The following is a 21466-nucleotide window of genomic DNA, read 5'->3' as shown; positions in this document are numbered from 1 at the left end:
ATCCTCACGCGGGCACGTTGCGACAGTACCTTCCTTCACGCCAGCGTCGCTGCGGCCAGTTAGGGGGACAGTGCCGCACGTCGAGGCAGTTTTCCGCACCATCACCAGTGCACCGTGGCCGTGAGACCGTGCCAAAGAGGCCCTGGAGACAAGCACTGGTGAACAGATCAGTGCCTGTCGACAGCGGCCCTCATCCTCGAGGTCGGAAGGATCAAGGACGGTGGCACGTTCGTTGATCGAAGTCGACGACTGGGAACCTGCCCTCCCCGCCAATCCCTGGCGATTAGCGCGATGCGGGGAGGAAATATGACCGTGAGAACGACCGTCTTGGCGCCCGACGTTCATGTGCCCAGGTCGGAGTTGTCACGGACGGGCCTGAACACAGCATCTCGGTCCGGCCAGAGGAGCCGCACGCTCGCGCTTGACCTGCTCGCCGGCGGGGGTGCAGGCAGGGGATTCAGGCTTTCCCCACGTTGCTTCGCAGTCATCGGACGGCATTAAAGGGCGGTTATCTCACAGGTGTCCAAAATGTGTCCACCGGGGGTTTCGTCGGCCTGATTTGTCGCCCGAGAATGGGCATAAAAAAAGCCACATCCCAGTGTTTCCAAGGGAGTGGCTGTGGTGGCCCCGACCGGCGTCGATCCGGTGACCTTTCGATTTTCAGTCGAACGCTCTACCAACTGAGCTACAGGGCCGAAAAAGCCTCGTAAACGGTGCCTTCTCAAACAAAAACCCCTTCTTTCGAAAGGGTTTGTGCTTTGCGACCCTGACCGGACTTGAACCGGCGACCTCCGCCGTGACAGGGCGGCGCGCTAACCAACTGCGCTACAGGGCCAAACTTTGAGCGAATCTTGCTACTCGGTAAGACTATTCTATTTTTCTTGCCTTCACTTACGTGACCCCAACGGGATTCGAACCCGTGTTAACGCCGTGAAAGGGCGCCGTCCTAGGCCACTAAACGATGGGGCCGTGTGTCACAGCGAGCATGACCAACGAGAGGTAAGCATACGGGCTAAATCTCAAAAGCTCAAATCGGACGCAAAAGCTGGACGATGTGCCGATTATCTGCCCCAAATGCGTCTCGCACCGCGCCCATGGATGGCCACCGTTTGGGGGACATTTTGGGTTACGTTCGAGGCCAAAGACTGGGCGATGATGCGTCGTCTTGTTAGTGTGAACTGAGTTACCCATGTGACAACGGTGATCACTGTGACGAATGTGACTAAACAACGCCCGATCGGGGAATGATGAATCGCACGACAACCGTGATCAGCCGCGAGCTGGCAGGTGCTTGGCGGCGTCTCACCCGCGCTCCCGCTCGTCGTCGCACTCTGACTGTCACCAGCGTGGCGGCAACACTGGCTCTGGTCGTGACACTCGTGAGCCCGGTGGGTTCGGCTCAGGCTATCGATTACCCGAGCTGGCAGGATCTGCAGAACGCCAAGGCGAATACTGCAACCGCTGCCGCGCAGGTCACCCGAATTCAGGAACTTCTCGTGGGCCTGCAGTCGCAGGTAGAGCAGACTCAGGCCGAGGCTGATGCCCGAGCCGCAGCGCTCGAGGAGGCCCAGCAACAATTTGACGACGCAGCTCGCCGCGCGAGCGAACTTCAGACCCAGGCCGACGCGAGCAAAGCCACAGCGGATGCCGCCACGCGCCAAGCCGGCCAACTCGCCGCCCAGCTCTACCGCACCGGCGGAACAGACCTCAGCATGAACCTCTTCCTGGAAGGCAGTGGCGACGGACAGGCAGACGCTCTGCTGTCCAAACTGGGCAACATGAGCAAGCTCGTGGAACGCAGCACGGACATCTACGACGTAGCGCAGTCCGCAAACAACAGCGCGCAGGCACTCGGAGATCAGGCCAAGATTGCCCAAACCGAACGCGAGACCCTGCGTGTCGCGGCGGAATCCGCGCTGCAGGCCGCTCAGGAAGCAGCCAACGCCGCCGCGGCGGCCCTCGCGGAGTCCGAGGCAAAGAGCGTTGAGCTGAACTCGCAGCTCGCGTTCATGCGCGATGCGGAGGCGACGACATCTGCTGCCTATGAGGCCGGTGTGGCTGAACGCGCCCGCCTCGAGGCCATTCGGGTGGCCGAGGTTGCCCGTCAAGCCGCAGCAGCTCGGGCAGCGGCCGCAGCGGCGGCGGCAGCTGCGGCAGCCGCTCGGGGGTCGAGTTCGGCCGGATCCGGAAGCGTAGGCGGGTCGGTGAGCAACACGGGCTGGGGCGTACCGGCCAGCGGTCGCATCACCGGCGGCTATGGCCCCCGCACGCCCTACTGCGGTAACGGAGTCTGCAGTGGTAGCTACCACTACGGAACCGACCTCGGTACCGGGTGCAGCGCACCGATCTACGCGGCACACGCGGGCACCGTCACCTGGGCCGGACCGCTGGGGACCTACGGAAACTTTGTGAAGATTTCCCACGGCGGCGGAGTGTCCACCGGCTACGCGCACATCCGCAACGGGGGAGTCTTCGTTCAGGTGGGCCAGAACGTGGCGGTGGGACAAAACATTGCAAGTTCCGGCTCCACCGGGGCGTCAACCGCGTGCCATCTGCACTTTGAGGTGTGGAGCGGCGGAAACCGAATCAATGCAGTGCCGTTCATGGCCGATAGGGGAGCATCACTTGGCTAACAGCAACACCGGGTCGCGGACACGTCTTCGACCCAACCGACTGCTCTCGGCAGTGACGCTCGGACTCGTCGGCGCAGTGGGGGTATCCGGTGGGCTGATTGCACCGGCAGCCTTCGCAGACCAGGGATACCCGAGCTGGGACGACGTTCAGCAGGCCAAGCAGAATGAGGCCACGAAGCGGGCCGAAATTGAGAAGATCACCGGGCTGCTCGGGGCGCTTCGCGCCAGCGCCGAGGCGGCGGCGACGTCATCACAGGTGACCGCCGAGGCCTACCGGGTGACACAGGACGCCCTCGACGCCGCAACAAAGCGGGAGGCGAGTCTCACCCGGCAGGCGGCGACGGCCGAGGCCGCGGCTGCCACGTCAAAGATGCGGGCCGGGCTCATTGCCGCGCACCTCAGCAAGGCCGGTGCCGGCGGGCTGTCGCTCAATCTCTTCCTGAACGGGAACACGGCCGACGACCTGCTGCACCAGCTGGGTACTGCCAGCAAGCTCAGCGAGCAGTCCCAGGCCATTTACGATCAGGCGCTGCAAGACAAGAACACGGCCGAGTCGCTCGGCGATCAGGCGGCATCCGCCAGTACAGAGCGCACGCGCCTCACCGCTGAGTCGAAGGCAACGTTTGACGAGGCCAGCGAGGCAGCGACCGTGACTCAGGCGGCGTACGACCTGGAGCAGAAGAAGTCGAGCGAGCTCTACGAGCAGCTCGCCCTCTTGAAAGACACCACGGCCGAGGAGGAGCGCAGCTACCAGACCGGGCGGGATGCCGCGGCTGCGGCCACGGCATTCGCTGCCGCTCAGGCGTCAGCCGCCCGTATCGCGGCTGCTGCTGCTGCTGCTCGACCGGGTGCGGCGGCACCCGCAGCGCCAGCGGCATCATCGGCCGGGGGCGGTGGCACGTCAAGTGGCAGCACCGTCAGTCCCAGCCCTAGCGCCGGAAGCTCCAGCGGGGCCAGCTCAGCACCGAGCGGTGCCAGCAGTGGAGGGTCCACGTCGGGTGGAGCCACGTCTGGCGGCGCGGCGTCCGGTGGCAGCACCGGTGCAAGCGTTGGTACGCCGGCGCCCCTCCCCAACGCCAACGCCGTGAGTACGGCCATCGCATTCGCGCGGTCGCAGCTCGGTGACCGGTATGTGCTGGGTGGTGCGGGCCCCGATGTGTGGGACTGCTCGGGCCTTACCAAGGCCGCGTACTCCGCGGCAGGCATCTACATTGGAACGCACTCGGCCACCAACCAGTACAACACCATGGCGGCGCGCGGGAACCTGGTGTCTTTTGCCAATGTGGCCGTGGGCGACCTGTTGTTTTGGGGCCGCCCCGGAAACTATTACCACGTGGCCATTTATATGGGTGGCGGCATGATTCTGGAGGCGCCGAACCCGGCGTCGCCCGTGCGCATCCACAGCATCTGGTCGATCGGTGACGTTGCGCCCTACGTGGGTCGTCCGGCCTAACCGGGCATCGCCGCGCATCAAATCGGTGGCCGCTACCGTAACGGCCGTAGCGGCCACCGATATTGGGGGCGACGGCGCGCGGAAACCGTAGCGCCGACCGAAGACCGTAGCGCTGAGCGAGAGCGGATGCCGCGCCCGGCACACAGAAGGCCCCGAGCGTGTGCTCGGGGCCTTCTGTTCTGCTACAAAAGCTGGTGCTGCGGAGGCTAGTGGCCCTCGGCGGCGAGCTTGGTGATGCCGTCGCGCACGATCTGGTCGGCCTCTGCGGCGTCGCCCCAGCCCTCGGTCTTCACCCATTTGCCGGGCTCAAGGTCCTTGTAGTGCTCGAAGAAGTGCTCAATCTCCTTGCGGGTGTACTCCGGAATGTCGAGTACGTCCTGAATGTGGTTCCAGCGCGGGTCGCCGGCCGGAACCGCGATGACCTTGGCGTCTGAGCCACCGTCATCCGTCATGTTGAACACGGCTACGGGGCGAACGGAAACGCCCACGCCCGGGAACAGCGGGTAGTCGAGCAGCACGAGAACGTCAACGGGGTCGCCGTCGAGTCCGAGCGTGTTCTCGAAGTAGCCGTAGTCGGTGGGGTACATGAAGCTCGTGTACAAAACACGGTCGAGATACACCCGACCGGTCTTGTGATCCACCTCATACTTGTTTCGGCTCCCGCGCGGGATTTCGATGACTGCGTCGTATTCGGCCATTGCCTTATTTCTCCCTTGATCACGTCTGCGGCTAACGTTACTGGATGCAGTCTGAACGCCGCCGCCGTCTGACCCCGGCCATTGCGGATGTGCGGCGAGCCGTGCGCACCATTCTCACCGTCGGGCCGGCTCCCGATTTCGTTCTCGTGGGGCTCAGTGGGGGCGCCGACTCACTGGCTCTCGCCGCCGCAACGGCCTTCGAAGCTCGCCGCGCCGGGGTGCGTGCCGGCGCAGTGATTGTGAATCATCAGCTGCAAAACGGGTCAGCGGATGTGGCGGCAACGGCCGCAGGCCAGGCTCGCCAGCTGGGCCTCGAGCCGGTGCTGGTGCTCACCGTTGCGGTGGGTGCGGTGGGCGGCCCCGAAGCCGCAGCCCGCGCCGCACGCTACGCCGCCTTTGACCGGGCGATGACAGAGACCGGGGCCTCGGCGGTGCTTTTAGGGCATACTCTCGACGATCAGGCCGAAACGGTGTTGCTCGGGTTGGCCCGGGGCTCCGGTCCCACCAGCCTGCGCGGCATGAGTGTGCGAAATGGTCCGTATCTGCGACCTATCCTCGGTATTCGCCGCGAGCAGACCCGGCAGTTCTGTATCGATAGTGGCCTCACCCCATGGAACGACCCGCAGAACGGGGACCCGCACTATGCCCGGGTTCGCGTGCGTCAGACCGTGTTACCCGTGCTGGAGAGTGAGCTTGGCCCCGGCATCAGCGAGGCGCTCGCGCGCACAGCGGATGCCCTGCGCGAGGATTCCGATGCGCTCGACGATCTCGCCCGCGCGGTGCTGCGGGAGATGTGGCCGGCAGCGTCCGACCAGCAGCCCGCCGCGCAGCTCCCGGCCGCACACCTGCCGGTGGCCGCCTTGGTGACGCTCTCTCCGGCGGTGCGGCAGCGTGTCATCCGCTTCGCTGCCGAGCAGGTCTTCGGCGTGATGCTCTCCCGATCTCAGACGCTGGCGGTGGCGAGTTTGGTCACTGATTGGCACGGACAGGAGGCGCTCAACCTGCCAGGCGTTAGAGTTATACGGCAGGACGGTGTGCTGACATTCACCGTTTTGGACACACACCCCAGTAAAGGACTGCCCCGCTCCCATGGAACCTCGCGACATTGATGGCGACCTCACCGAAATTCTGATCAGCGAAGAGCAGATCCACACCCGTCTGGCCGAGATGTCTCGCGAGATCGAGAAGGACTACGCCGGCAAAGATTTGCTGCTTGTTGGCGTGCTCAAGGGGGCCGTTATGGTGATGGCCGACCTGGCCCGTGAACTGCACCACCCCATTTCCATGGACTGGATGGCGGTGAGTTCCTACGGATCCGGCACCACGTCCAGCGGTGTCGTGCGCATTCTCAAAGACCTTGACACCGACCTCACGGATCGTCACGTGCTCATCGTGGAGGACATCATCGACTCGGGGCTCACCCTGTCGTGGCTGATCGCCAACCTCAATTCCCGGGGACCGGCATCCGTGGAGATCTGCGCGTTGCTGCGTAAGCCCGATGCCGCTCGCGTAGCGATCGACGTGAAGTACGCCGGCTTCGATATCCCCAACCAGTTCGTGGTGGGCTACGGCCTTGACTACGACGAGAAGTACCGCAACCTGCGCTCGGTGGGCGTGTTGGCGCCCCATGTCTACGCACCGGCAGGTCTCGCTGCAGCCTCGGTCTAACCCGATCGCTGGTCTGGTCCCAGCGGATTGAGATTTTCCTTGAGGCGAACACACACCCTTCCCCCAGTGCTGGCACGCTAGCTTAGGAGCACTATGAACGTCAAGAAGCTTCTTCGCGGACCTATTCTCTATATCGTGCTGGCCGTCATCGCGGTCTGGGTGGGGTCGAGCCTCATCACCATGTCCGGATTCCGTGAGGTGACCACCCAGCAGGGTCTGGAATTCCTGAAGAACGGGCAGGTGTCCGAGGCCAAGATTGTCGACGGCGAGCAGCGCGTTGATCTCACGCTCAAGCAGGCCTCCGGTGATCTCGGCACGCAGGTGCAGTTCAACTACGTGACGCAGCGTGGTGAAGAGGTTGTCACGGCCGTGACCAACGCGAACCCGTCCAACGGGTTCACAGATGAGGTTCCGCAGCCCAACGTGCTGCTGTCCGTGCTTGGTTTCCTGCTGCCCGTCTTGCTCATTGGTGCCTTCTTCTGGCTCATGCTCTCGGGCATGCAGGGTGGTGGCAACAAGGTGATGCAGTTCGGCAAGTCGAAGGCCAAGCTCGTGTCCAAGGAAAGCCCGCAGGTGACATTTGCGGATGTTGCCGGTTCTGACGAGGCCATTGAAGAACTTGAAGAGATCAAAGAGTTCCTGAAGGAACCCGCAAAGTTCCAGGCCGTTGGCGCCCGCATTCCCAAGGGTGTGCTGCTCTATGGCCCTCCCGGTACCGGTAAGACCCTGTTGGCGCGTGCCGTCGCCGGCGAGGCCAGCGTTCCGTTCTACGCCATCTCCGGTTCCGACTTCGTGGAAATGTTCGTGGGTGTGGGTGCCAGCCGTGTGCGCGACCTGTTCCAACAGGCCGAGGAGAACGCCCCCGCCATCATCTTCATCGACGAGATTGATGCCGTCGGTCGCCACCGTGGGGCCGGCATGGGTGGCGGTCACGACGAGCGCGAGCAGACTCTCAACCAGCTGCTGGTGGAGATGGACGGCTTCGACGTGAAGGCGAACGTCATTCTCATCGCGGCCACCAACCGCCCCGACATTCTTGACCCCGCGCTGTTGCGCCCCGGTCGCTTCGACCGCCAGATTGGTGTCGACGCGCCGGACATGCTCGGTCGCAAGCACATTCTTGAGGTGCACTCCAAGGGCAAGCCCATGGCTCCCGGCGTTGACCTGGAGGTGCTGGCCCGCAAGACTCCCGGGTTCACCGGTGCCGACCTCGCCAACGTTTTGAACGAGGCCGCGCTGCTCACCGCGCGGTCCAACGCGCAGCTCATCGACAATCGCGCGCTGGACGAGGCCGTTGACCGGGTCATGGCCGGACCGCAGCGCCGGTCCCGCGTGATGCGTGACCAGGAGAAGCTCATCACCGCGTACCACGAGGGTGGCCACGCTCTTGTTGCCACCGCGATGCGCAACACCGACCCGGTGACGAAGATCACGATCCTGCCGCGTGGCCGTGCCCTCGGGTACACCATGGTGATGCCGCTCGAAGACCGCTACTCCGTGACGCGCAACGAGTTGCTTGACCAGCTCGCCTACGCCATGGGCGGTCGCGTTGCGGAGGAGATCATCTTCCACGACCCCACCACAGGAGCCTCGAACGATATCGAGAAGGCCACCTCGACGGCCCGCAAGATGGTCACCGAGTTCGGAATGAGCTCGGCCGTCGGTCCGCTCAAGCTCGGCCAGGGTTCGGGCGAAGTCTTCCTCGGCCGCGACATGGGTCACCAGCGCGACTACTCGGAGCGCGTGGCGGAGCAGGTTGACAACGAGGTTCGTCAGCTGCTCGAAGACGCTCACGATGAGGCGTACGAGGTGCTCATTCGCAACCGCGGTATTCTGGACGACCTCGCCGCCGCGCTGCTCGAGCACGAAACCCTCGACCAGCACGCTCTCGCCGAGATCTTCGCGAATGTGGAGCAGCTGCCTCCTCGCGCGCAGTGGCTCTCGAGCGACAAGCGTCCCGTGTCTACCGTGCCACCCATCGCGATGCCGGCACCCAAGACACCCATCGAGGCGGGTGTTGCCGACGGTGGTACGGCCAGCGACGACACGGTGACGGCCAAGCCGAAACGCGCGCCAACCCTCAACCCGCGCCCCGCAACCGCCTAGGGCGCCGTGGGGGTCGACAAGGCACGTATTGAGGCGGCTATTTCCGAGATTCTGGCGGCCATCGGGGAAGATCCCAACCGTGAGGGGTTAGGGGCTACCCCTAGGCGTGTGGCGGATGCCTATGGCGAGTTCTTCGGCGGCCTCGGCGAGGATCCGCTGGAGCACTTGCGCGACTCCACTCCGGTGGGGGCGCACACGGGTGAACTCGTTCTGCTGCGGGACGTGTCTTTTCGCTCCGTGTGCGAGCACCATCTGCTGCCTTTCCTGGGAACCGCGCACATTGCCTACCTGCCGAACGATCACGTGGTTGGGCTCGGACGCATCCTTGCTGTGATCGAGACGATCGCGGCCCGCCCGCAGCTGCAGGAACGTCTCACCGAGGAAATCGCCGAGACGCTGCAGGAGGGTCTTGACCCGCTGGGTGTTCTCGTGGTGCTGGACGCTGTGCATGGGTGCGTGGGTGCGCGTGGTCCCCGGCAGACCGGCAGCTCCACGGTCACCATGGCCAGCCGCGGCACTCTGTCGGACCCGGTGGCTCGCGCCGAGATCGTTGCGCTGATCGCGGCCGGTTCATGACCCTCGTGATGGGGGTGCTCAACGTCACCCCCGACTCGTTCAGCGACGGCGGACGGTGGGCGTCAACGGATGCCGCGATCGCGCATGGCCTCGAGCTCGCTGCGCAGGGTGCCGACATCGTGGACGTCGGCGGTGAGTCCACGCGTCCGGGAGCCACCCGGGTGGCACCGGCCGAGGAACGGTCTCGGGTCATCCCGGTCATCACCGAACTTGCCCGGAATGGTGTGCGCATCAGCGTGGATACCCTCAACGCAGACACGGCTGCGGCGGCCATCGATGCCGGTGCGGAGATCATCAATGATGTGTCCGGTGGCCTCGCCGACCCGCTCATGGCGGCCGTTGCGGCCCGCAGTGAGCGCACCTACATTGCCATGCACTGGCGTGGCCACGCTCAGGAGATGGGGTCCCGGGCCGTGTACGACAACGTGGTGACGGAGGTGCACAGCGAACTCGCCCAGCGCGTTGACGTACTAACGAAGGCGGGTGTGAAGCGGTCCAACCTGGTGATCGACCCCGGGCTCGGTTTCGCCAAACTCGCCGAGCACGACTGGACACTCCTCGCTCACCTCTCGCACTTCGACGATCTGGAACTCCCGGTAATGGTGGGGGCGTCGCGTAAACGGTTTGTCGCTGCGGTGTTGCCGGCTCAGGCATCCGTTCTGGCTCGGGACCTGCCCACGGCCGTGATTAGCGTGCTGGCCACGCAGGCGGGCGCGTGGGCCGTGCGCGTGCACGACGTGTCGGCCACTCGCACCGCGTTCAACGTGCTCGAGCGCGTGGCCGCGGCGGGGAATGTGTGCGGACCCGTGGCATGGTCCACAATGGAGTCATGACCGACTCGATCATTCTTACCGGGCTGCGGGTCAAGGCCCACCACGGCGTCTACGACTTTGAGCGCGAAAACGGGCAAGACTTCGTGATCGACGTTACGGTGTGGCTCGATCTGCACACGGCCGCGTCCAGCGATGACGTGTCGCGCACCATTCACTACGGTGAGCTCGCGAACGAGGTGACCGAAGCCGCGCAGCACAACCCGGTCGACCTCATCGAAACGGTGGCCGAGCGCATTGCGGCCGTTGTGCTGCTGCATGAGGCTGCCGAGCGCGTGCAGGTGACCGTCCACAAACCGCAGGCACCCATTGAGGTACCGTTCACGGATGTCGCGGTGCGCATCGAGCGGACACGCTCGTGACCGTGCCGGTGCCAGTCGCAGTGCCCACGCACGTTGTGCTGGCGCTCGGGAGCAACCTGGGTGACGGGACCGCGACCCTCGAGGCCGCCGTGCGCGCCCTCCGCACCGTATCGGGCCTTGACATCGAGGGCGTCTCACCCAATTTCGAATCGGCAGCGGTGAAGCTTCACGGGGTCGACGACACGGCGCCGCGCTACATCAACTCCGTAGTGACCGGCCGATTCACCGGCGATGCGCTTGAGCTGCTCGATGCCGTGAACCTCATTGAGGCTACACATGGGCGGGTGCGTGCCGAGCGCTGGGGTGACCGCACCCTCGACATCGACATCATCGCCATTGACGGGCTGGAGCTCGACACTGCGCGCCTCACCCTGCCGCACCCGCGCGCGTGGGAGCGCGATTTTGTGCTCGCACCCTGGTTCAGCCTCGAAGCGGATGCCGTGATTCCCGGCCGCGGTTCGGTGCGCGACCTGCTCGCCGCGACCGAGAACACTGCGGTGCCGGTTGCTGCGGTGCCGGTTGCTGGGACAACCGCTGCGACACACTCGGCGAAGTCCGGCCCGCGATGAAGCGCACCCGGGCGACACCGCTAATCGGCCTCGGACTGCTGGGTCTCGTTCTCGGGTTCTTGCTCGAGGTCGGTGCCGCGGCATCCGGTTCGGCGCTGATTGTGCCTCCGGTGAGTTTGCCGCTGACCCTCACGGTGATGGCGGCCATTGTGGTGAGTCTGGCGTGGCGAGTGCGGCGGTCCACCCGGCGCCGCGGAAACCGGCGCATGGACCCGTTTTGGGCGATGCGTGTGGCCGTGCTGTCGAAGGCGTCGAGCCTGAGTGGTGTGCTCGTGCTCGGCGCGGCCCTCGGAATTGTGGGGTACATTCTGTCGCGCACGGTCGTTGCGGCGCTACCATCGCTGTGGCTCACGATCGCGTCGGCAGTGGGTGCGTTGCTGCTGCTGGTGGGTGGCCTGCTGGCCGAGCATTTTTGCACGCTGCCTCCCGATGACGACGACCCCAACAGTGGCAAGCAGGGCAGCACAAAACCGAGTGGAGATGTTCCGGGTGCTCAGCGAATCTGAACCACGCGATTCTGGACCACGCGATTCTGAACCACGCGCATCCGCTCGCCTCGACCTGCTGAACGTGGGGGAGTGGCAGCGAGTCGCCCCGCGGTACGTGGTGGTGGAGATCGTGGGCAGCATTCTCTTTGGGCTTGCGGTCTGTGGCGGCGCGGCGTTCCTGTGGCTGCTTGCCGACCAGATCTGGGCGCTGTATGTGGGAATTGGCATGGCCATCGTCACCGTTGTGAGCGTGTTGGTCGAACCGCGTCGGGTGCGCTCGATCGGCTACCAGCTGCGCGCCGATGACCTTCTGTTTCGGCGAGGAATCATGTTTCAGCGCTTCGTGTCGGTTCCGTATGGTCGCATGCAACTGGTCGACATTACCCGTGGGCCGGTGGCGCGCTGGCTGGGGCTGGCCGACCTCAAGTTCGTGACGGCTGCGGCAACGTCGGGGGTGTCGATTCCCGGGCTCAACGAGGCGGATGCCGAGAGCTTGCGCGATCGTCTCGTGGAGCTTGCCGAGAGTCGCCGGGCCGGGCTGTGACGACGCCGCCTGCGGAGCTTGCGGTGCCGTCCATCACCGACGGTGAGTGGCATCGGCTGCATCCGGCGACGCCGCTGCTGCGTGGGGGCATCTTCATTGTGGCCGTGCTGGGTTTCATCATTGCCAATCTGCGCGAGCGACTGGTTGAGGTGTTTCTGAACGAACCCAACTACGGCGGTGACCCCATCGATGCCATTGTCGACAATGGCGCCGTGGGGTTGGCGCTGCTGGTTATTGCCGGCATTCTCGTTGTCATTCTCGTTCTGTTCACGCTGTCCTGGCGCATGCACACGTTTCGCATCACCTCGGAGGTTGTGGAGGTGCGGAGCGGTGTGCTCTTTCGCAGCAGTCGCCGTGCCCGCCTCGATCGTGTGCAGGGCGTGAACCTGGTGCGTCCGTTTATTCCGCGGCTCTTCGGGGCGGCGCGCCTCGAAGTGAGCGTGGCTGGGCAAGACGGAAATGTGCAGTTGGCCTACCTGGCGTCCTCCCTGGCCGACGGCTTGCGCCATGACATTTTGCGCCTCGCGTCGGGGCTGAGGCAGGCCAGCGCGGATGTTGTGGGCACGGAACCACAGACATCCGCTGCACCGGGTGTATTGGCACCGGGTGTATCTGCACCGGGTGCGTCGGCACTCGGTGCGCTTGCCCAGTCGAGGGTGACCGAGTTTCTTGCGCCCGAACTCGACCCCCAAGCGGCGGCGCCGGAATCGGTGGTGCGCATCCCTCCCGGCCGGTTGATCGGTTCGCTCGTGGCCAGCGGATTCACCGTGTTTCTGGTGCTGGCGATCACGGGCGTTATTCTCAGTGCCGTCTTTGGCGGACCCAACTGGCTGCTGTTCGCCATTCTGCCCGGCATCATCGGCAGTTTCGGGTTCTACTACTCACGGTTCACGAGATCGCTGCGCTACAGCATTGCGGCCACCAGTGAGGGCGTTCGTGTGGGTTATGGGCTGCTCTCCACGAGCAGTGAAACCCTGCCGAGTGGGCGTATTCACGCCATTGAGGTCTCGCAGCCGGTGCTGTGGCGGCCCTTTGGTTGGTGGCAAGTGCAGATCAATAAAGCTGGTCAGTCTACGAATTCGGGAGCTGGTGGTGCGGCGAATACCGTCACGCTGCCGGTGGGCACCATCGAGGACGTGGCCCGGGTGCTGATGCTGCTGGTGCCGAGCTTTGACGGAGACGAGCAGCGTGCCCTGATCGAGAGCGGGCTGCGCTCGAAGGGCGGGAGTGACGGTTTCGTCAATGCGCCGCGGCGGGCGGCGTGGCTGCGCCCATTCTCCTGGCGGCGCACCGGGTATACCCTGAGCCACGGTGTGGCCCTGATTCGCCGGGGCGTGCTGTCCCGCGAGCTTGTGCTCGTGCCACTGGCCCGGCTGCAGAGCGTGCGCATCGCGCAGGGTCCGCTGCAACGGAGCCTGCGTCTCGGGACGGCACACCTGCACACGGTGAGTGGTCCGGTGGTGGCCACGCTCAGCGTCATCGATCGCGTTGAGGCCGAGCGGCTGTTCGACCTCGTGACGAACGCCGCCATCGCCGCCGCCGAGCTTGACACCAGTACTGACACCAGCATGACTACCAGCACCGAAACCAGATCAACGATGGGACCCGCAGCATGAATCAACGACCAGGACGGCTGGGCGTGGGCATCATCGGTGCCGGCCGGGTCGGACCCATCCTCGGCGCCGCTCTCGCGGGCGCCGGGCACGCCATTGTGGGCATCAACGCCATCTCGCAGTCCAGTCGGGACCGGGCCGAGGCCATTCTTCCGCTCGTCCCCATTCTCACGGTGCCGCAGATCGTGGAACGCAGCGAGCTCGTGATCCTCGCCGTACCCGACACCGAACTCGAGAGCCTCGTGGCTGGTCTGGCTGCCACCAAGACGTGGCAGCCTGGTCAACTGGTGCTGCACACATCCGCTCGTTTCGGCACGGCCGTGCTGGCTCCGGCTCTCGCTGGTGGGGCGATCCCATTGGCGATTCACCCGGCCATGGCGTTCACCGGCACCAGCCTGGACCTCACGCGGTTGTCCGATAGCTACTTTGCCGTGACCGCACCCACGCCGGTGTTGCCCATTGGGCAAGCCCTCGTGGTGGAGATGGGCGGCGAACCCGTGATCGTGGCCGAGAGCGATCGGGTCAGCTATGCGGAGGCCGTGGAGACGGCAACGGCCTTCTCCACCTCAATTGTGGAGCAGGCCACCCGGCTGCTCGCCGACATTGGTATCGACGAGCCCGGCGCCGTGATCGGTCCCCTCGTGCGTTCCGCCATGGAGAATGCTCTCGGTCGCCTGGGTTCCGAGTCTCTGGACCTCGCCGGGTTGAGCCTGTCGGGACTCGACGGTCTGCAGCAGCGCACGCTTCGTGACAGGCTTGACGATGGTCCGCGCGAACAATTCGACGACCACGACCGGGAGGACGAGTGACTGTGCTCACCATGCCAGAAGTCATTGGCACCATTGACGAGCTGCGCAACCGACTGGGTGCGGCCCGGGACAAGGCCGCAATGATGGGTGGCGACACTCGCATTGTGCTCGTCCCCACGATGGGTGCTCTGCACGACGGGCATCTGGCCCTCATTCGCCGCGCTCGGCAGCTCGGTGACATCGTGCTCGTATCCATCTTCGTCAACCCACTGCAGTTCGGTGCCAATGAAGACCTCGACCGCTACCCGCGCACGCTCGAGGCGGATCTGCAGGCACTGGCCTTGGAGGGTGTTCCGTTCGTGTTCGCGCCGAGCGCTCGCGAGATGTACCCCGAGACGAACAACACCACGCGCGTAGCGGCTGGTCCCGTGGGCTTGCTCCTCGAGGGAGCGGCCCGCCCCGGACACTTTGACGGGATGCTCACCGTCGTCGCAAAGCTCCTCAACATTGTGGCTCCCGACACCGCCGTGTTTGGCCAAAAAGATGCCCAGCAGGTTTTTCTCGTGCAGAGCATGGTGGCCGATCTCAACGTGCGGGTGGCAATTGATGTTGTTCCCACCGTGCGCGAGCACAGCGGGCTGGCTCTGTCGAGCCGCAACCGCAACCTCACGACGGCCGAGAGCGAGGCTGCTGCCGCACTCTCGGCGGGCCTCACCGCTGCTCAGGTGGCCGCATCCCACGGTGCCACTGCGGCGCTCGCGGCCGCTCACGCGCTCATTGACCCTCAGGCGCTGGTTAAGCTGGACTATCTCGTTGTCGTTCACCCGCACACGTTCTTTCCCGTCTCGGCGGACCATGTTGGGCCCGCTCGCATGCTCGTTGCCGCCCTCGTGGGCACGACACGGTTGATTGACAACGTGGCGCTCGACGTCGCCTGACTTGAATACGCCCGCAGCACCCCGCAACGCAGCACCCCCGCACCGCAGCACCCGCACCGCAATGGAGACCCGCATGAGCACGAACCCCGCCGAAGAGCTCACCACCGCCGAGATGAACGAGCAGAAAGCCGTTCGCCTCGGTAAGCGTGAGCGCTTGAACGCTGCGGCCACCTCCCCGGCCGGCGGTGCCTACCCGGTGTCGGTGCCCGTCACCGACACCATTCCGGCCGTGCGTGCCCGCTACGGAGATCTCGAAGCGGATGCCGTCACCGGCGTCGTTGTCGGCCTCGCCGGCCGCGTGGTGCACTCCCGCAACACCGGCAAGCTGTGCTTCGCGAGTCTGCAGTCCGGCGATGGAACGCGCATCCAGGTCATGGTGTCCCTCGGTGAGGTGGGCGACGAGTCGCTGGCCCAGTGGAAGGACCTCGTTGACCTCGGCGACCACGTCTTCGTGTCGGGGCAGGTCATCTCCAGCCGCCGCGGTGAGCTGTCGATCATGGTGAGCGAGTGGCAGATCGCCGCGAAGGCGCTTCTTCCGCTGCCGAACCTGCACACCGAGCTCAGCGAAGAGACGCGCGTGCGCAGTCGCTACCTCGACCTGATCAGTCGCGATCAGGCACGCCGCAACGTGATCGCCCGGTCCACGGCCGTGGCGAGCCTGCGCAAAACATTCACCGACCTGGAGTTTCTGGAGATCGAGACGCCGATGTTGCAGGTGATGCATGGTGGGGCATCCGCTCGACCCTTCGCCACACACAGCAATGCGTTCGATACCGAGTTGTTTCTGCGCATTGCACCGGAGCTCTTTCTGAAGCGCGCCGTGGTGGGCGGCATCGACCGCGTGTACGAGATTAACCGCAACTTTCGCAACGAGGGCGCGGACTCCACCCACTCGCCCGAGTTCGCCATGCTCGAGGCCTACGAAGCGTATGGCGACTACAACTCCATTGCCGACCTCACCCAGAGCCTGATTCAGAACGCCGCATTCGCGATTGCCGGATCGCACGTGGTGACGTGGGCCGACGGTACCGAGTTCGACCTCGGTGGCGACTGGGCGCGCATCAGCATGTACGACAGCCTGTCCGAGGCGGCCGGAATGGTCATCACGCCGCAGACGCCGATCGCAGAGCTCAAGGCCTTGGCTGTTCGTGAAGAGCTGGAAATCGACCACCCCATTCACGGCAAGTACGTGGAGGAGCTGTGGGAGCACTTCGTGAAGGGTGGCCTCACTCGCCCCACCTTCGTGATGGACTTTCCGGTGGACACGAGTCCCCTCGTTCGTGGTCACCGCTCGATTGATGGCGTGGTGGAGAAGTGGGACCTGTACGTACGCGGCTTCGAACTCGCCACCGGATACTCCGAGCTGGTGGACCCCGTCGTGCAGCGGGAACGCTTCGTGGAGCAGGCTCGACTGGCTGCGAACGGTGACCCGGAAGCGATGCGTCTCGACGAGGAATTCCTGCGTGCGCTGGAGCACGGCATGCCGCCCACCGGTGGCATGGGAATGGGAATTGACCGGATGCTGATGGCCCTCACCGGGCTTGGCATTCGGGAGACCATCCTCTTTCCGCTGGTGAAATAGCGATGACGTTTCTTCCGCCGGACAACCTGCAGCCCGACAAGGATCCGAAGAAGCCGTCGATGAATCGCATCGTCATTTGGGTGGTTGTGGGCGGCATCGGACTGTACTCGCTCCTTCAGGGAATTATCGGGTTGACAAGCAAATAAACGGTAGTCTGAGAGGGTGATTGAGAACTTCTGGGCCAACGCACTCTTCTCCGTAGTACCCACCATTTTTCTGGGACTGCTGTTCTGGCTGCTGCTGCGCACCATCCTTCGTGCCGATCGCACGGAACGTAAGGTGTACGCCAAAATGGAAGCCGAAGAGCGTGCGCGCCTCGGACTGGACAAGCCCGTTCTCTAGGGTGTGTGGATCGTTTCGGCGCTAGTCGGTATCTGACCTGCCTGTGGTCTCCTCCTGAACCGGCACCAGAACAATCTCTTCGGTCGCGTCCGTGTCGATGTCCGTGTTCGTGTTCGTCTCCACGTCCGTCTCCTGCCGAGTATCGGGCGGGAGCTGCAGAAGTTCGATGAGCAGAATGGCCAAAAGCGCGATCACTGCTGTCCAGATGATTGTCGACGGGGTGAGGGGTCGCACGAACAGGATCACGGCGGCCGAGATCACCGCGACGAGCACGTGGAGCGTGCGCCGGGCTCGATACACAAATCGACCGAAGCCCCCCGTGCTGATACCGCTGTTCAGTGCTGAGTTGCGCACTCCGCCAGCCGTCTCCCGGGTAAAGCCGCGTAGTGCCCGTGCCCCGCGGAACGGTCCGGCCAGGTAGGCCACCACGGCGACGCCACCCCCGACCAGTGCCGCCGCGAGGGCGCTGGCGCTGATGAATGGTGCCACCGAATCAAAGACGGCCCCGGCCACGTCACGAGGTAGGGGGTCGGGTGACAGCGCACTCACAAAAAATATGCGGGTGATAGCGAGTGCCCCGATCAGCAGGATCATGATGGCTGCCAGGCTGAGGCCGGCCCAGATGAGGGCCCGAGCGCGCTTACGAGCCACGAGCACGCCGGCCGTGATGAGGGCCAGGCTCAACCAGGGCAGAACGAAGCCGAGCGTGTCGAGAAGCGTGTACGCCGTGCGGGCCTGCACGAGGGCATCCGCTTGGGCAATGGGGATGGTGCGATCAATGTCGGGGATTCTGGTGGCGAGAGTGAAGCCCTGAGCCACCAGCTGGGTCTTGATTTCGGCGATGACCGGGCCGAGTTGGATGCCCAGTTCGCCGTTTTCGCTGATGACGAGCGCGGCAGACTGGTCACCGCTGAGCGCCGCCTGAATCTGCGTGTGGCTCACCCGGAGCGCCTCCCCCCAGACCTGCGCGAAGGCTTCTGAGGAGACGACGCGTTCGGCGGTGGAACGCACGAGGGAACGCATGCCCTCAGCGGCCGGTTGCTGCAGCAGGGGGAGGGCGGCCTGAGCACGTGGTGGTAGGTCCAGGGTCGCGAGACCGCTGAACAGGTCGGCCGACAGTGCATCGAAGTCCACCTGCGTGTTGACCGTGGTCACGACCTCGTCTACGAGGTAGCCGCGGAAGGCTGCGTTCCGAATGAGTGGTTCGACCGTGGCCACGAAGCGGTCGGTGTTGGTGACCTCGGCTTTGGTGAAGAGGGCGAGTACCGCCACGGGGGCGAGCAGCGTTCCGAACACGATCAGGATCACGGCGATGATCGCGCGCAGGCGGTGTGTCGCGCTGCCGTGCACGCGTGGTGTGGGTTTCAGCTGCTGTCGCAACCGTTCATTCTCGGCTGAGAGCCGGGCAATCATCTCTTCGGGACGCTCCACGGTCTCCATGTCCTTCGCCTTCCGGTCGGCGTTGCACAGCACTGTTCGCCGACATCATGGCCCAAACTTGCCTCTTTGTCTGCGGTCAGCATCCGCTCTGATGTGGTCGAGGGAGGCGCGCAGGGTGACGCGCACGGGGGCCGGAGGCAAGCATCCGTCACGCCTAGGGCGAACATCGACCCATTGGTGGCGCAGGCTCGTTACTCTCGATGTAACGGCACCAACTGCCCTGGCGCCAAGGGAGCGATCATATGTTTGAGAGATTTACCGACCGAGCTCGTCGCGTCGTCGTTTTGGCCCAGGAAGAGGCCAAGATGCTCAACCACAACTACATCGGTACGGAGCACATTCTGCTCGGTCTGATCCACGAAGGTGAAGGCGTTGCCGCCAAGGCCCTGGAAAGTCTCGGTATCTCACTCGATGCCGTGCGTGAACAGGTTCAAGACATCATCGGTCAGGGTCAGCAGCAGCCCACCGGACACATCCCCTTCACGCCACGTGCGAAGAAGGTCCTTGAGTTGAGCCTGCGCGAAGCGCTGCAGCTCGGCCACAACTACATTGGAACAGAGCACATTCTGCTTGGTCTCATCCGCGAGGGTGAAGGCGTTGCTGCACAGGTGCTCGTGAAGCTGGGTGCAGACCTTAACCGGGTGCGCCAGCAGGTTATTCAGCTCCTGAGCGGTTATCAGGGCAAGGAGCAGGTGCAGGTCGGCGCTAACGAGCAGACCGCCAACACCGCTGGCAGTCAGGTTCTTGACCAGTTTGGTCGTAACCTCACGCAGTCCGCACGCGATAACAAGCTCGACCCGGTCATTGGGCGCGAGAAGGAAATCGAGCGCGTCATGCAGATTCTGTCTCGACGTACCAAGAACAACCCTGTCCTCATCGGTGAGCCCGGTGTGGGAAAGACGGCTGTTGTTGAGGGTCTTGCCCAGGCCATCGTCAAGGGCGATGTGCCCGAGACGCTCAAGGACAAGCAGCTGTACTCTCTCGACCTCGGTTCGCTCATTGCCGGTAGCCGCTACCGCGGTGATTTCGAAGAGCGACTGAAAAAGGTCACCAAGGAGATCCGCACGCGTGGTGACATCATCGTCTTCATTGACGAGATCCACACCCTCGTGGGTGCGGGTGCCGCCGAGGGTGCAATCGACGCTGCGTCGATTCTCAAGCCGCTCCTTGCGCGTGGAGAGCTTCAGACCATTGGTGCCACCACGCTCGACGAGTACCGCAAGCACTTTGAGAAGGATGCCGCTCTCGAGCGCCGCTTCCAGCCCATTCAGGTCAACGAGCCGTCGCTGCCCCATACGATCAACATTCTCAAGGGACTGCGTGACCGCTACGAGGCGCACCACAAGGTCTCCATCACCGATGGTGCTCTTGTCGCTGCGGCGAACCTTGCCGACCGTTATGTTTCCGACCGTTTCCTTCCGGACAAGGCCATTGACCTGATTGACGAGGCTGGCGCTCGCCTGCGTCTGTCGATCCTGTCGAGCCCGCCCGAGCTGCGCGAATTCGACGAGAAGATCGCTGCGGTTCGTGCCAAGAAGGAACTCGCCATTGAGGAGCAGGACTTCGAAAAGGCTGCTGGTCTGCGCGACGAGGAGAAGAACCTCCTCGGCGAGCGTCTGCGGCTCGAGAAGAAGTGGAAGTCCGGCGACGTCAAGTCCACGGCTGTCGTGGATGAGGGGCTGATTGCTGAGGTTCTGGCTCAGGCCACCGGCATCCCCGTCTTCAAGCTCACCGAGGAAGAGTCTGCTCGCCTCGTGTTCATGGAGAAGGCACTGCACCAGCGCGTCATTGGTCAGGAAGAGGCCATCTCGGCGCTCGCCAAGACCATTCGTCGTACCCGTGCAGGTCTGAAGGACCCGAAGCGTCCGTCTGGTTCGTTCGTCTTTGCTGGCCCCACTGGAGTGGGCAAGACGGAACTCGCCAAGGCGCTTGCAGAGTTCCTGTTCGATGACGAGGCCGCCATGATTTCGCTCGACATGAGTGAGTACGGCGAGAAGCACACCGTGTCTCGTCTGTTCGGTGCTCCTCCCGGGTTCGTGGGCTTCGAAGAAGGTGGACAGCTCACCGAAAAGGTGCGTCGCAAGCCGTTCTCCGTGGTGCTGTTCGATGAGATCGAGAAGGCTCACCCCGACATCTTCAACTCGCTCCTCCAGATTCTGGAAGAGGGTCGTCTGACGGATGGTCAGGGTCGTGTTGTCGACTTCAAGAACACGGTCATCATCATGACTACCAACCTCGGTACCAAGGACATCAGCGCTGGACCTGTTGGTTTCCAGCTCGAGGGTGACAGCACCACGGGCTACGAGCGTATGGCTGGCAAGGTGAAGGATGAGCTGAAGAAGCACTTCAAGCCCGAGTTCCTCAACCGCGTGGACGAGGTCATCGTGTTCCCGCAGCTGACGAAGCCCGAGTTGCTTCAGATCGTGGATCTGTTCATCAAGCGCCTCGGCGTGCGTCTGCTTGACCGCGACATGACGGTGGAGGTCACGCTCGCTGTCAAGGAGCGCCTGATCGAGATTGGTTTCGATCCCACTCTGGGAGCACGTCCGCTGCGTCGTGCAATTCAGCGTGAGATTGAGGACCGCCTGTCGGAGAAGATTCTGCAGGGTGAGCTGAACGCGGGCGACCACGTGCACGTAGACCTCAAGGACGGCAAGTTTGTCTTCACAACCACGACGCGTGCAGACGCAGTGGGTGTGGGCGTGAATACGACGGCCAGCGTGGGCACCGGCCCTGCAACGCCTGACCTCGCCATCACGAGCGACTAAGCACCAGCACGACGAAGGGCCCGGCGGATCACTCCGCCGGGCCCTTCGTCGATTCCCGCTGGTCGAGGAGTGCGCACGCACTTCGCGCGCGTCTCGAGACCTCGTGA

At 64.1% G+C, this 21466-nt stretch carries 20 protein-coding genes and 3 tRNA genes; 18 read left to right on the top strand and 5 right to left on the bottom strand.

Annotation, left to right across the window (positions count from 1 at the left end):
- Window positions 1–619: 619 nt before the first annotated feature.
- The 3 genes from H4V99_RS14920 to H4V99_RS14910 form a co-directional block, all read right to left on the bottom strand.
- Window positions 620–695, bottom strand: a tRNA-Phe gene (locus H4V99_RS14920).
- Between the two features lie 66 nt (window positions 696–761).
- Window positions 762–835 (bottom strand) — tRNA-Asp (locus H4V99_RS14915).
- 61 nt (window positions 836–896) lie between these two features.
- Window positions 897–969, bottom strand: a tRNA-Glu gene (locus H4V99_RS14910).
- Between the two features lie 275 nt (window positions 970–1244).
- Here H4V99_RS14910 and H4V99_RS14905 point away from each other — a divergent pair.
- Together H4V99_RS14905 and H4V99_RS14900 are read left to right on the top strand one after the other, a co-directional pair.
- On the top strand, window positions 1245–2633 hold the full coding sequence (locus H4V99_RS14905; RefSeq protein WP_280679604.1) for a M23 family metallopeptidase: 1389 nt from the start codon (window positions 1245–1247) through the stop codon (window positions 2631–2633).
- Complete coding sequence (locus H4V99_RS14900) at window positions 2626–4086, top strand: NlpC/P60 family protein (protein ID WP_280679602.1); 1461 nt, start codon at window positions 2626–2628, stop codon at window positions 4084–4086. The genes H4V99_RS14905 and H4V99_RS14900 overlap by 8 nt, the downstream gene beginning before the upstream one ends.
- 206 nt (window positions 4087–4292) lie before the next feature.
- On the opposite strand, the gene H4V99_RS14895 is transcribed toward H4V99_RS14900, so the two are convergent.
- Window positions 4293–4784 (bottom strand): inorganic diphosphatase, encoded by a 492-nt coding sequence (locus tag H4V99_RS14895; protein ID WP_035880063.1) that lies wholly within the window; start codon window positions 4782–4784, stop codon window positions 4293–4295.
- A 44-nt stretch (window positions 4785–4828) separates the two neighbouring features.
- On the opposite strand from H4V99_RS14895, the gene tilS reads away from it, so the two are divergent.
- From tilS to H4V99_RS14820, 15 genes are all read left to right on the top strand, one after another.
- Window positions 4829–5893: a tRNA lysidine(34) synthetase TilS gene (gene tilS / locus H4V99_RS14890; RefSeq protein WP_280679597.1), complete on the top strand. Its 1065-nt coding sequence runs from the start codon at window positions 4829–4831 to the stop codon at window positions 5891–5893.
- On the top strand, window positions 5874–6452 hold the full coding sequence (hpt, locus tag H4V99_RS14885) for a hypoxanthine phosphoribosyltransferase (protein WP_280679595.1): 579 nt from the start codon (window positions 5874–5876) through the stop codon (window positions 6450–6452). Before tilS ends, hpt begins: the two co-directional genes overlap by 20 nt.
- 93 nt (window positions 6453–6545) lie before the next feature.
- A complete protein-coding gene (gene ftsH / locus H4V99_RS14880) occupies window positions 6546–8558 on the top strand; it encodes an ATP-dependent zinc metalloprotease FtsH (RefSeq protein ID WP_280679593.1) in 2013 nt (670 codons plus the stop codon).
- A 6-nt stretch (window positions 8559–8564) separates the two neighbouring features.
- The gene (folE, locus tag H4V99_RS14875; protein ID WP_280679591.1) at window positions 8565–9134 is read left to right on the top strand and encodes a GTP cyclohydrolase I FolE; all 570 of its coding nucleotides are present in this window, start codon (window positions 8565–8567) and stop codon (window positions 9132–9134) included.
- Window positions 9131–9967 carry a dihydropteroate synthase gene (gene folP / locus H4V99_RS14870; RefSeq protein WP_280679589.1) on the top strand — a complete coding sequence of 279 codons (837 nt, stop codon included), beginning with the start codon at window positions 9131–9133 and terminating at the stop codon, window positions 9965–9967. Before folE ends, folP begins: the two co-directional genes overlap by 4 nt.
- Window positions 9964–10326, top strand: a complete 363-nt coding sequence (folB, locus tag H4V99_RS14865; RefSeq protein WP_280679587.1) for a dihydroneopterin aldolase — start codon at window positions 9964–9966, stop codon at window positions 10324–10326. Before folP ends, folB begins: the two co-directional genes overlap by 4 nt.
- A gap of 20 nt (window positions 10327–10346) precedes the next feature.
- Window positions 10347–10895, top strand: coding sequence for a 2-amino-4-hydroxy-6-hydroxymethyldihydropteridine diphosphokinase (gene folK, locus H4V99_RS14860; protein ID WP_280679585.1), 549 nt, complete (start codon window positions 10347–10349; stop codon window positions 10893–10895).
- Window positions 10892–11401 (top strand): DUF3180 domain-containing protein, encoded by a 510-nt coding sequence (locus tag H4V99_RS14855; RefSeq protein ID WP_280679583.1) that lies wholly within the window; start codon window positions 10892–10894, stop codon window positions 11399–11401. Before folK ends, H4V99_RS14855 begins: the two co-directional genes overlap by 4 nt.
- Window positions 11385–11927, top strand: coding sequence for a PH domain-containing protein (locus H4V99_RS14850; protein ID WP_348522372.1), 543 nt, complete (start codon window positions 11385–11387; stop codon window positions 11925–11927). Before H4V99_RS14855 ends, H4V99_RS14850 begins: the two co-directional genes overlap by 17 nt.
- Window positions 11924–13543 carry a PH domain-containing protein gene (locus H4V99_RS14845; protein ID WP_280679581.1) on the top strand — a complete coding sequence of 540 codons (1620 nt, stop codon included), beginning with the start codon at window positions 11924–11926 and terminating at the stop codon, window positions 13541–13543. Before H4V99_RS14850 ends, H4V99_RS14845 begins: the two co-directional genes overlap by 4 nt.
- Entirely contained in the window at window positions 13540–14349 is an 810-nt protein-coding gene (locus H4V99_RS14840) for a DUF2520 domain-containing protein (RefSeq protein WP_280679579.1), read from the top strand. Before H4V99_RS14845 ends, H4V99_RS14840 begins: the two co-directional genes overlap by 4 nt.
- An 11-nt stretch (window positions 14350–14360) precedes the next feature.
- Window positions 14361–15227, top strand: coding sequence for a pantoate--beta-alanine ligase (gene panC, locus H4V99_RS14835; protein WP_280680154.1), 867 nt, complete (start codon window positions 14361–14363; stop codon window positions 15225–15227).
- A 73-nt stretch (window positions 15228–15300) separates the two neighbouring features.
- Window positions 15301–16809 carry a lysine--tRNA ligase gene (gene lysS, locus H4V99_RS14830; protein ID WP_280679577.1) on the top strand — a complete coding sequence of 503 codons (1509 nt, stop codon included), beginning with the start codon at window positions 15301–15303 and terminating at the stop codon, window positions 16807–16809.
- Between the two features lie 2 nt (window positions 16810–16811).
- Window positions 16812–16955 carry a hypothetical protein gene (locus H4V99_RS14825; RefSeq protein WP_280679575.1) on the top strand — a complete coding sequence of 48 codons (144 nt, stop codon included), beginning with the start codon at window positions 16812–16814 and terminating at the stop codon, window positions 16953–16955.
- 16 nt (window positions 16956–16971) lie between these two features.
- On the top strand, window positions 16972–17151 hold the full coding sequence (locus H4V99_RS14820) for a hypothetical protein (protein ID WP_280680166.1): 180 nt from the start codon (window positions 16972–16974) through the stop codon (window positions 17149–17151).
- A gap of 21 nt (window positions 17152–17172) precedes the next feature.
- Here the strand turns inward: H4V99_RS14820 and H4V99_RS14815 are convergent, their stop codons facing one another.
- On the bottom strand, window positions 17173–18591 hold the full coding sequence (locus H4V99_RS14815) for a hypothetical protein (protein WP_280679574.1): 1419 nt from the start codon (window positions 18589–18591) through the stop codon (window positions 17173–17175).
- A gap of 242 nt (window positions 18592–18833) precedes the next feature.
- Between H4V99_RS14815 and H4V99_RS14810 the strand changes: the two genes are divergently transcribed.
- The gene (locus tag H4V99_RS14810) at window positions 18834–21359 is read left to right on the top strand and encodes an ATP-dependent Clp protease ATP-binding subunit (protein WP_280679572.1); all 2526 of its coding nucleotides are present in this window, start codon (window positions 18834–18836) and stop codon (window positions 21357–21359) included.
- Window positions 21360–21466: the final 107 nt, after the last annotated feature.

This window comes from Cryobacterium sp. CG_9.6 (assembly GCF_029893365.1).
In the GTDB taxonomy this organism is placed as follows: Bacteria; Actinomycetota; Actinomycetes; order Actinomycetales; family Microbacteriaceae; genus Cryobacterium.
The sequence above is the reverse complement of the archived record's forward strand: the minus strand, read 5'-3'. Positions and strand labels throughout refer to the sequence as shown.